The sequence below is a fragment of the Acinetobacter sp. YH12116 genome, assembly GCF_013418895.1.
In the GTDB taxonomy this organism is placed as follows: Bacteria; Pseudomonadota; Gammaproteobacteria; order Pseudomonadales; family Moraxellaceae; genus Acinetobacter; species Acinetobacter indicus.
The window spans coordinates 1-10313 of the sequence record NZ_VPBE01000045.1; the positions used below are offsets into that span (position 1 = coordinate 1).

8 protein-coding genes and 5 pseudogenes are annotated in these 10313 nt (G+C 38.7%); 5 read left to right on the top strand and 8 right to left on the bottom strand.

Features of this window, described 5'->3' with window-relative positions:
* Nucleotides 1-182: transposase (locus FTU54_RS14415; RefSeq protein WP_180074868.1), on the bottom strand; the 182-nt coding region annotated here is incomplete at its 3' end.
* Nucleotides 183-642: 460 nt separating this feature from the next.
* On the opposite strand from FTU54_RS14415, the pseudogene FTU54_RS14420 reads away from it, so the two are divergent.
* The 3 genes and pseudogenes from FTU54_RS14420 to FTU54_RS14425 all read left to right on the top strand — a co-directional run.
* Nucleotides 643-954: pseudogene (locus tag FTU54_RS14420) on the top strand (integrase core domain-containing protein); the annotation flags it as partial.
* Nucleotides 955-995: 41 nt separating this feature from the next.
* Nucleotides 996-1170, top strand: a pseudogene (locus tag FTU54_RS15335) (IS3 family transposase); the annotation flags it as partial.
* Between the two features lie 26 nt (nucleotides 1171-1196).
* Complete coding sequence (locus FTU54_RS14425) at nucleotides 1197-1667, top strand: spore coat U domain-containing protein (RefSeq protein WP_104488387.1); 471 nt, start codon at nucleotides 1197-1199, stop codon at nucleotides 1665-1667.
* A gap of 23 nt (nucleotides 1668-1690) precedes the next feature.
* Here FTU54_RS14425 and FTU54_RS14430 read toward each other — a convergent pair whose 3' ends face one another.
* Genes FTU54_RS14430 through FTU54_RS14445 form a run of 4 tightly spaced genes read right to left on the bottom strand, consistent with a single transcriptional unit; the run spans nucleotide 1691 to nucleotide 6305 of the window.
* Nucleotides 1691-2668, bottom strand: a complete 978-nt coding sequence (locus tag FTU54_RS14430; protein ID WP_168414849.1) for a spore coat U domain-containing protein — start codon at nucleotides 2666-2668, stop codon at nucleotides 1691-1693.
* On the bottom strand, nucleotides 2659-5028 hold the full coding sequence (locus tag FTU54_RS14435; protein ID WP_104488384.1) for a fimbria/pilus outer membrane usher protein: 2370 nt from the start codon (nucleotides 5026-5028) through the stop codon (nucleotides 2659-2661). The genes FTU54_RS14430 and FTU54_RS14435 overlap by 10 nt, the downstream gene beginning before the upstream one ends.
* Before the next feature lie 6 nt (nucleotides 5029-5034).
* On the bottom strand, nucleotides 5035-5784 hold the full coding sequence (locus FTU54_RS14440; RefSeq protein WP_104488383.1) for a molecular chaperone: 750 nt from the start codon (nucleotides 5782-5784) through the stop codon (nucleotides 5035-5037).
* Nucleotides 5785-5828: 44 nt separating this feature from the next.
* Nucleotides 5829-6305, bottom strand: a complete 477-nt coding sequence (locus FTU54_RS14445) for a spore coat U domain-containing protein (protein WP_087528172.1) — start codon at nucleotides 6303-6305, stop codon at nucleotides 5829-5831.
* Between the two features lie 169 nt (nucleotides 6306-6474).
* Here FTU54_RS14445 and FTU54_RS15405 point away from each other — a divergent pair.
* Nucleotides 6475-6692 (top strand): annotated as a pseudogene (locus FTU54_RS15405) (thiol:disulfide interchange protein); the annotation flags it as partial.
* 84 nt (nucleotides 6693-6776) lie between these two features.
* On the opposite strand, the gene FTU54_RS14450 reads toward FTU54_RS15405, so the two are convergent.
* Both FTU54_RS14450 and FTU54_RS14455 read right to left on the bottom strand, forming a co-directional pair.
* Complete coding sequence (locus FTU54_RS14450) at nucleotides 6777-7508, bottom strand: Fic family protein (protein WP_160241063.1); 732 nt, start codon at nucleotides 7506-7508, stop codon at nucleotides 6777-6779.
* A gap of 693 nt (nucleotides 7509-8201) precedes the next feature.
* Nucleotides 8202-9277 (bottom strand): IS3 family transposase gene (locus FTU54_RS14455; RefSeq protein ID WP_180074869.1). Its coding sequence is split into 2 segments (ribosomal slippage): nucleotides 8202-9025 and nucleotides 9025-9277, totalling 1077 coding nucleotides; the frame shifts between segments, so codons are not numbered across the junction.
* Between the two features lie 73 nt (nucleotides 9278-9350).
* On the opposite strand from FTU54_RS14455, the pseudogene FTU54_RS15340 reads away from it, so the two are divergent.
* A pseudogene (locus FTU54_RS15340) lies at nucleotides 9351-9437 on the top strand (hypothetical protein); the annotation flags it as partial.
* A 236-nt stretch (nucleotides 9438-9673) separates the two neighbouring features.
* On the opposite strand, the pseudogene FTU54_RS14460 reads toward FTU54_RS15340, so the two are convergent.
* Nucleotides 9674-10194 (bottom strand): annotated as a pseudogene (locus FTU54_RS14460) (transposase); the annotation flags it as partial.
* Nucleotides 10195-10313 lie beyond the last annotated feature (119 nt).

The window sequence follows — 10313 nt, forward strand, 5'->3', positions numbered from 1 at the left end:
ATCAAACAGCATTGAATCGCTATGTCGGAGTAGGTTTGACTTCGACCTTGTTTGCCTTGAGGTTCTGCATACCATTGTGTTTTTGGATCGAACCAAATGGCAATATTCCCACGATTAATGAGAGCTCTGTTATATGCGGGCCAATTGGTTGTGCGGTAGATTTTGTGTGTAGGCTTCTTCATTTGGAAATTATATTGCCGAAGGAGTCCTTAAGAACAGCTTTGTGCAACAAAGCCGATTGCTCTTATTGTGTTGGTGGGTAACATTGGGTTAAAAATAATAAAAATCAAATATTAAGATTTTGAAATAATTGATATTTTAATATTAGTTCAACTGCCACCATCTCAAATTCTAGTTGAAGTGTTATTGACAAAAAACTAGATATTTCATATTCTTTCAATTAAGCAAAAATGCCTAGGTTGAGTTTTAACCTGCGGTTAAGAAGTCATACTTTCTTAAACAAAAATACTCATCTTATCTTCATACATAAGACAAAATCCGTTACTTCGTTAGTATGCTGCTGAATCATAAGGTTTAGTTGAGGCTTTTTATTTCTTATCGAAATACGACGGATTTTACCATGTTCAAAGGGTAATCCTCCCATAAATAACCGAAGTTAAAAGTAGAGGTTGAGCAGCCATTAGAGGTGTTCAATATCTTTCTATTCGCTATACCAATCGTTTAGAAGCTGCAAATTTACGAGCATCAGTCGGTACGACTGGTGATTCATACGATAATGCTCTGGCTGAAACGGTGAATGGCTTATACAAAACAGAGGTGATTGAATATCTAAAAGCAGATTGGCAAGGTTTAGCAGATGTACAACTTGCGACACTAAACTGGGTAGATTGGTTCAATAAAAAGCGTGTACACAGTGCACTGGGTTATGTATCGCCTTTTGAGTTTGAAGCAATGTACTATGATAAGATTAACCCGTTAGGTCAGGTGGCCTAACTTAAATAAAAAAGTCTCCGACAAACCCGGTACGGTTCACCTTTATTAAAACCTTTAAACGGGACTATGTATATTTAAGTGATATCTCAGATGCAGAAAAAAATAGTCATGAAATATTTACCTATTTAGATGGAAGACTATAATCGTAATTACCCGCATAGTGGTTTAAAAATGAAATCCCCTCGGGAATTTCGCTCGCTAAAATTAGCAAGTTAACTGTCCGTTTTTACAGGGGCTAATACATGAAACTTTTCAAATATTCTTTCGCAATTCTCGCCGTCATTTCTGTTTCAGCGTATACCATGAGTGATCGTCAATCCTCACAATTTCAAGTTAAAATGCAAGTTACAGAAATTTGCGATATTGGAACAGGCAGTACTTCGGATATTGATTTTGGAACAGTGACTCGTAATGCACAGAATGTGCAAGCGACAGGAAGTTTAAATGTTTATTGTACCAATGGAACACCCTATAACATTGCGTTAAACAGCAATGGCAGTTTAAAACATAGTAATGATATTTCTATACAAATTCCTTATCAGCTATACCAAGATGCTGCCATGAGTAAAGAATGGGGCAATATTGCAGACAATCGTTTGTCTCAACAAGGTACTGGGCAAACGCAAAATATTACCATTTGGGGAAAAGTCCCCAATGCTAATGTTCCTGCAGGACAATATAGTGACAAAGTGACCGCAACCATTACCTATTAAGCTGAAAAGGAATAATGAGCAACTTAGTAAGTTAAAGTGACTGTGATTGTGTCGGAGTATTGCCCAATACTTGTGATCGTTTGAGCTGGAACAGCTGCATACACAGGAACACTCTGGTTATCTACAGGATAAAAAACATTCGCCTGCCATATTTGTGAACGCCTAACATCTTTATATAAATTGTACTGAATATAACTTCCAACTGCATTTCTCATTCGTCTTTGGCTTCCTTGCGCATTTACGCCATTATCCAAACTAACTTGCATACTGGTTCCTGTTGGACAAGCCAAACGAATAAGTCCTGAACCAAATAATGGGGTGTTTAATTGCTCAACAGCTCCAAAGTCAATATCCGTAGCCGATTGGATTAAACAACTATTTTCATAATTGGAGTTAACGATGAGGTTATTATTTCCTGTATTTGAATTTGCAAAAACCTCTTCATTGCTAGGTGTTGCAGAACCATAACGAAAAGCAGAATAAAGTTTCAGATTTACACTATTTGTGGTGTAACTTCTCGCAGGAACCACTTGCCCAGCGAGCACTTGTCCATATATTTTAATTTGAGTACTTGCATTCGCCTGCCCAGCCTCGACTTGAAAAGTCTGGCACTGTGCCTGATTTTTACGGTCTGAACTTGGAATTTTGTACGTTCGCGCAGCATCATAGTACAAATGATAATTGAGCAGTGTTTCAGGATTATAGCTAATCATACTACGAGGATCATTCCCCGAAGGAGATATACTATCAATTGCTAAACACATTTTATATGTGACTGGCTGCCTCCAATTAGAGTTACAGCTCACCGTGACGTCCGTTGAAGCAGTAGAAGAGCCTTGAGCATTTGCAGTACCTAAACTGAGAGTTGCTCCCCCAATCCAGCAGCTTTCTGCATGCACAGGCGAATAGATCAGCCCACAACTAAGGAGCAACAAGCCAATACAAGCAAAATACTGGCTAGAATAGTTCATTTTAAACCAGTGACTGTAGTTTACTGACATACGATTTGCCCCAAATCACTATAACCATTTAAAGTTTCAAGATCTGGCAACTTTACTCTGCACTGCTTGAGCTGATCACCTATATATAGGGTATTATTTTTTACATTATCCAAATACACCATACCATCATGCGCCACAATAGTCGTCGGTTGAAGTTGCTCATTTGGTTTTTCTTGCCAGACAGAAGTTCCTACCGAAAGGTTATTTCCTTGCAAATCGACCACTTGAAGTTGTACTGATTTGACCTGATACATCGGGAACCGAATAAATACCCCACTCGACTGCCGAGGAACTGCATCTTGCTGGGTCGTTTCAATTTTTAAATTGATCGGTAAATCCAAAGTATCTACAGCCACACTGTTATGCTGATATGGATTTAAATAATCAAGCAGTAAATAACCTTTCCGATTTGTTTTACCAATTAAACGATTTTCTAAACGTACAGGTACATCTGCAACTTGATCTGTTGAAACAACTGCAAATGAACCATTGCCCAGACGTTTAGCTAATACTGTATCTTTTAAAATCACCAACCCACCACTCACAGAAGCATAAGCACTGGTATTATTTTGTTGATCAGATTCGGTATGTTGCACATTAAATTGAGCCAAACCATAACGTCCTAAATAATCCAACTGCCCCTGAAATTGTGAATATTGCTCAGTATGGTTGGCTAAAGCTTGCCAACCTAAACCACCTTGGTCTTGATCCACAGAATGTAAAACATTCAGACTCATTTGGTTTTGGTCATTGCTACGCTGAGCGGTAAGTGTCGCAGAATTACGCTTTGCCCATGGTAAATTTAAAGATAGATAATAACTATTCTCTTTATTTAACAAGTCACGGCTATAACTCAAACTCAAGTTCATTCGTCGCGGTAAAATATAAGACCAGTTGAGCAAGACAAAACGATTACTCGCTTGATCTATGTATTCCTGCTGAATATAGCTACCGCCAAATTGTCCAAATTTAGTATTTAGTCCCATATAAAATTGATCGGACTGGCTTGCAAATGTTGCATCGTTTAAGCTTGCAATATCATTAAACTGTCCGAACTGACGTAGGCCATTATAGTTTAGACTGAGCAATGCGGAGTTCCAGCTATAGCCAAAACCCAACAATTGACCTTGTTGCTCGGATGTATGGCTATAAGCATAGGAAACATTGATTTGCCCTGCGCGCTTGCCTAATTGATAAACTGTTCCTAAACCTGCTTGTTGCAATTGTTCCGTAAGCTCGGCATGCGTTTCAACTGTGAAAGTATTGCTTAGCCCATAACGATAATTTCCACTAAAAGCGGGATCATTCGCATAATCAAAAGAAGATAGACCATAATTAAGCTTAGGATAACCCAAGTTCAAAGACCAATCATTTAGTCCCTGTGCCAATAAATGATTGGCACGATACAAAGAAAAACTTTGAACTTGCTGCTGACCATTGATGTCGGTAATGACCATCTGGGCATTTCCAGCCCCCGTAATACTCGGGATGGTTTGGATATCAAATTGCCCCGGTACCACATTTTGTGAAGATTGCTTGATCCCATTAATAATCAGATCAATTTGAGAGGGCAAAGTCACCTGCCCCTTAAAACTCATTAAGGGCGTGGTTACCGTATAAGGCTGTAATGCAAAGTTTTTAGATATACTCAAACCGCTCAAACGCGTTGAACGTGTCCATGTAAGCGCATCACTTTGAGCATCACCTAAACGCAATCGAAGTAATTGATTTGGAAAATCTTTTTCCCAATACGTATCAAGTATTTGACCATCAGTCGCGACATGATCTCGATACTCATAATTTCCTGACAGACTTAAAACGCCATCATATAAGCCAAAATAGCGTAGCTCATTCCAACCATTAAATGAAAAAACATCATCATTTTGTTGAGCAAATGCCGTGTAGTTAAGTAACAACCCCTTTTTTTCTTGTAATGGGTTAATACTGGCGGCAGGTAAAGCTTGATAACCATATTGGTTTTGTCCGCTTAACAACTCAACGGGTACTTGTATTGATATTTTCTGATTCAAATCATCATACTGATAGCTCAGCCCGTTAATTTGATCAAGCGCAATATAAGTCGCTTGATCAATGAGCATTTGCGGAGCATCCGCATGAATGGCAAAACTATCTAAAGATGCACGGTCTATATAAAGCTGTTGACCTCGTTGCAGGAAATGACCAATTTGTGGCTGAACAGACTGATTAAGTTCGACATCCAAGTATAAGTCTTGCTGGATTTCACTTACTTGCTCTGGGGAGTCCGACTCTGCAAAAACGTGAGGAGCAATAACAATAATTAGCCCTGCACAGAGTAAATGACCGACTCGAACGTTAAATGAAGAAACTCCTAAAGACATACAATATCAAGGAGATATAGGAAGTTCTTGTTCCCGAACATCCATATTTACAACTGCTACAAATTTTCCATTAGGTTTGACATTTATCGTAGCAGGAATAGGCCATTGCATACTTTGACCACTCAGCACATAACCCATGAGTCCTTTTTGGATGGGTGTTTTTTTCCCCTGCGCATCAACATAGGCAAACTGGCTAAAACGTTTATAGTGCGGAGACAGATTAGTAACCGTTAATTTGTTCGCATTGTATTTAAATGTCATGCCATTGAGCGAGGTTACACCTTGTTGAATGACATCAGCGCTTGAGGCCTTAAAAAATACAGGAATTGAATATTTCAGCAACAACTGAAGACCACTTTGCTTTTCTGCTTGAGGGTTCGGTAGCTCATCAACAATCAAACGATAAGCTTGCTCAGATAAGTTATTGCTTGCAGTACTACGAATAAGACGAACCAACTGTCTTTGGCCTGCGGGAATCGTCAATACCATTGGGCTTGCGATCAGATCTTTAGACGGGGTTAAAATATCTTGATTATTGGTTTGCGTCCAAGCATTTACCCGAACTTGACCTTGGATGGCTTCATCCCCAGTATTGGTTAACCAAAGTTCTTTGACTTTTTCTTGAGGCGAAAATTCCAATAAAATAGGCGCAACCTGCAAACTGGCAGCATGCGCCTGTGTCAAAAAAATACTCGTTGCCAATATACCTAAGCTACACTTACGCAGTACATTTGACCAACGCGACGTATTTTTCATGCCGATACCCTTATTCGTGAAGAATATCCTTACGATAGCAAAAATTAATACGTTACTGTAGCGGTAACCGTGTCGATATATTTACCTGCTCGAACATTCGTTGAACCAGATACTTTTGCAACAACAGGAATAGCCTGTACGCTACCTGAACCTACACCAGAGTATAGATTACTATTATTATCCCACTGGCTTTTGTCACTCGCATTTTGGAATAACTGATATGCGATGCTAGATGAAGTATCTGTCTCATGTGTCATTTTCCCACTGCCTGCTAAACCCACTTTATATGGTGTTTGGCTTGTACAAGTAACATTTAATGTTCCTGTTTTATCATTTGCAGCCACAGCACTGTTTACACTACCAAAATCAATATCAGTGGCATTGATTGCACAAGTAGAAAGCACTTCAATTTTCACTTTAAAGTCAGCAGTTGCCGTTTTTGAAGTGGTAGCCGCATTTGCCTGTCCAGCTAAAATTAAACCAGCAGAAGCCAATAATGCAGTAGTAAGAAAATTTTTCATATAACGACCTAAAACTATTAAATTAGATAATCAAAAAGCAATCGCTATGAATACATTGCTTTTTTATAGACGCTTTTTTATAGAGAAATGCTCGTGTATAAAAAAGCAGGTGCAAACTATATCACATTTTTTAAAATTTTCAATAGTTATGTTGTTTTTTTGTATATGAGCCGTACCCCAAATTAAGCAGAAATTGGAAAAGAGGGCTTTAGCTTCGTGAAACAGATAGAGGCCCCTGCACAAATGACTGGCTAGATAGGCCATATGCAACAAAACCTGCGTCTTTATTTCCAATGACCAGAAATATACATTATTGGTGATTTACATAATCCCAAAGGAGACAATCTCACTATTGATGCCCTAAATAGAGGAAAAGAATCTGTCGTTTATTTTATTCGATGATGTCCATATGAGATTACTTATGGAATGTTCATTTTATATGGACACTTATGGAGTAAATATAATTGTAAGTTAAAGACCTAAAACCACCTGATACGGTTTAAATCCTTCGATCACCGCTTTAGAAACCAACTGGATAAATGCTTCAGTTTTTCCATAAGCCATCCACTGATCTAGGGCTTCATAGTAGGCTAATCGATTTTCAACTGTTATTACACAAGGTGGATAACCAGCTTTAAGCAATTCGAGATTCATCAATAGACGTGATGTACGTCCATTGCCATCAATGAATGGATGGATGCCTACAAAATCTGCATGTACTTTAGCTGCAAGTTCAATGGGATGAAGCTTATGTGCCTCTGAATTGTACCAATCGACTAGCTGAGTCATTTTGTCATTGAGCAATGTATAGTCCGGTGGTGTAGTTGTAGCACCTGAAATCAATACGTTTTGCTGGCGATATCGGCCAGCATTATCATCGTCAATATTCTTTAAAATGAGTTGATGGATATTGCGAATTTGCCATTCAGAAAAAGGTTCTTCCTTTCTAATAATGTCTTCAACGTAATAAATGGCATTTCTATGGTTAATTGCTTCGAAGTGCTCTCGTAAAGCTTTTCCACCGACAGTTATGCCTTCTAACACAACTTTGGTTTCTAATAGAGTAAGTGTATTGCCTTCAATAGCATTGGAATGATAAGTCCATCGTACAATAAGGTCTTCTTGTAAATTTTTTACTATTGCAGGTGATAGGGGGCGATGCTGATCTAATTTCTTTTTTAAATCATCAATAATTTCAAACATTACCTTGTCCCTGAATATATCTAAAAGAATGATACATCAAAAAAGAAAATCAAAGAAATGATATGTTATAGTATATCATTTTATAGTGTGATCGATGTTGGTATAATCAGTATGCCACTTCAAATCCTGAATTCGGATTTGAACAAGATTTTAAAGTGAATTCAATGCACTAAATCTAATTTGGGTCAAAATTGGGTCAATGAATTTTTTTATTCAATAAAATGGCTTTAGAATGAATAGGTTAGGTTTTGAGTTCAATTGACGCCACCTCCACCAGAATTTATTTTATAAATCAGCCACTTATGTAAGTGGCTTTTTTATTTGCCACATTTTTGCCACATTTTTATTTCAACAAGTAGAAATATCAGTGGCCTTATGCTGTGTGTGCCACGCTTAATTTTGCAATTTCTTGCTTGTTCTTATCCCCATGCAGTGGCTACTGGTATACATTTGCCAAAGAAAATTCACGTCAATATTTTAAACAGGGAGATATCTTTCCTGATTTTAAAAGTGATTGGGGGATTGTATTCTGGCAGTTTGATGGTGAAGAATAATAGAATGTACGACCGCTCTTTTAAGAGGAGATTTTTATTTCTTATTAATTTGATTTAAAAAAAACAATAAATTAGACCGTCATGAAAAATGTAAAGGACTGGTAATCCTCCCATAAATAACCGAAGTTAAAAGTAGAGGTTAAGCAGCCATGAGAGGTGGCTTTCCTTTGTTTGCTTGGTGTGGTCTTTCATAGTTGTAATGCCACAGCCAACTCGTTGCATAATCTTGTACTTCTTCCAGTGTGTCAAATAGATGCTTGCTTAGCCAGCTATAACGTATAGTCCGATTATAACGTTCAATATACGCATTCTGCTGTGGCTTACCTGGTTGAATATATTCAATACGAATACCTTGTTCAGTTGCCCAGCGTACAAATTCATGACTGATAAACTCCGGGCCATTGTCACACCGAATAACTAACGGCTTTTCTCGCCACTCCAGCAACTGATTCAACGTACGAATAACTCGGATTGTAGGTAATGAGAATCCTGCTTCAATCGCTAAGCCTTCTCGACGGTAGTCATCAATCACATTTAATAATCGGAACTTTCGACCATCGATCAGCTGATCATGCATAAAATCTAATGACCAGACCTGATTTTCTCGGATTGGTTCTTTCAATGGTTCAGGCGCGTGCCGTTTTAGTCTTCTTCTCGGTTTAATACGCAGATTCAGTGCCAACTCACAGTAAATGCGGTAAACCCGCTTGTGATTCCAGCAGCAACTCTCAACATGCCGTAAATACGAGAAGCACAAACCAAAGCCCCAATCGGAATTTTCCTCAGTGAGTTCAATGAGCTGTTCAGCAATGAGTGCATTGTCATCGCTGAGTTTGGCTTGATAGCGGTAGCAGGTTTCACTAATGCCAAATGCTTTACAGGCCAAACGAATACTAATGGCATGCTGGGCAACTGCCTGTTGTGCCATCTTACGCCGGCAAGATGGCTTTACCACTTTTTTGCCATCGCTTCCTGGATGATTTCGGCCTTTAATCGCTCTTCCGCATACATCTTTTTAAGTCTGGTATTTTCGGCTTCTAGCTCTTTCAGTCGAGCCATTAATGATGTATCCATACCACCATATTTGGCACGCCATTTATAAAACGTGGCATTACTCATGCCATGTTCACGACAAAGGGTGGCTACAGGTGTGCCAGACTCCGCCTGTTTTAAAATGGACATGATCTGGCTGTCAGTAAATTTAGATGTTTTCATGCAGAATCTCCTGCTCGTATCTTAAGAGAAAATTCTACTTTTAGATCCTTTTATTTTTAGGGGGGATTACCGACTAGATAAACCAAAGTGTACACGGACAGTGACTGCATACGATATTAAGTTAGAGTTTGTTTTACCTAATGAGGTGTTGGAGCGATAAGATAATGTTCATATCGGTGAATGATCAATAAATAGATTGGCAAAAATGATTGAGCTTGGACATAAAAGATACAAGTTTGTTTAGAGATAAAAAGCATAATAGAAGATTACAATCGACATATAAGCCCTATAAATTGAATCCGCGTACCATGCTTTTATAAAGCAGAATAAAAATTGCAACTCTATTTTAGAGTGATGGAGCCTGTAAATAATTTTGTGTAATTGCTTTTCATCAATTTAAAGGTGATTGCTTAAGCGGTCACCGAATTCAATAATAAAGCGGCTCATGGCTAAACGCCAGTCGCGAATCGCGCATATTCCACTTTTTAGATGCTGCATCAATTGCCAGGTAAATCACTTTACGTACAGAATCATCCGTTGGAAAGACTTTACGTTTTTTGATCGCTTGGCGTATTACGCTGTTTAATGACTCGATTGCGTTGGTAGTGTAGATGGCTTTGCGTATCTCGGCTGGATAAGCAAAGAAGGTATTCAGATTCTCCCAGTGCGTACGCCAGCTTTTGCTGATCTGTGGGTACTTGTCATCCCATGTTTGGGCAAATTGATCCAGGGCCATCAAGGCTGCCTCTTCAGTGGGTGATTGATAAAACGGCTTTTAAATCCTGAGTGACCGCCTTGTAATCTTTCCATGACACGTATTTCAAGCTGTTGCGCAGCATGTGGATAATGCACATCTGGATATGGGTTCGCGGGTATACGCTGTTAATGGCATCAGGAAAGCCTTTTAGTCCTGAGATACCGTCTTGGTAGTCAATCAGGTTTTGAGATTATTCGACCAATAAATAATCTCTTTGATAGGCAGTCTGATGTTTTAAAACGCCATAACACAGATGTATAAGCTTGCGCATTGCAGCAC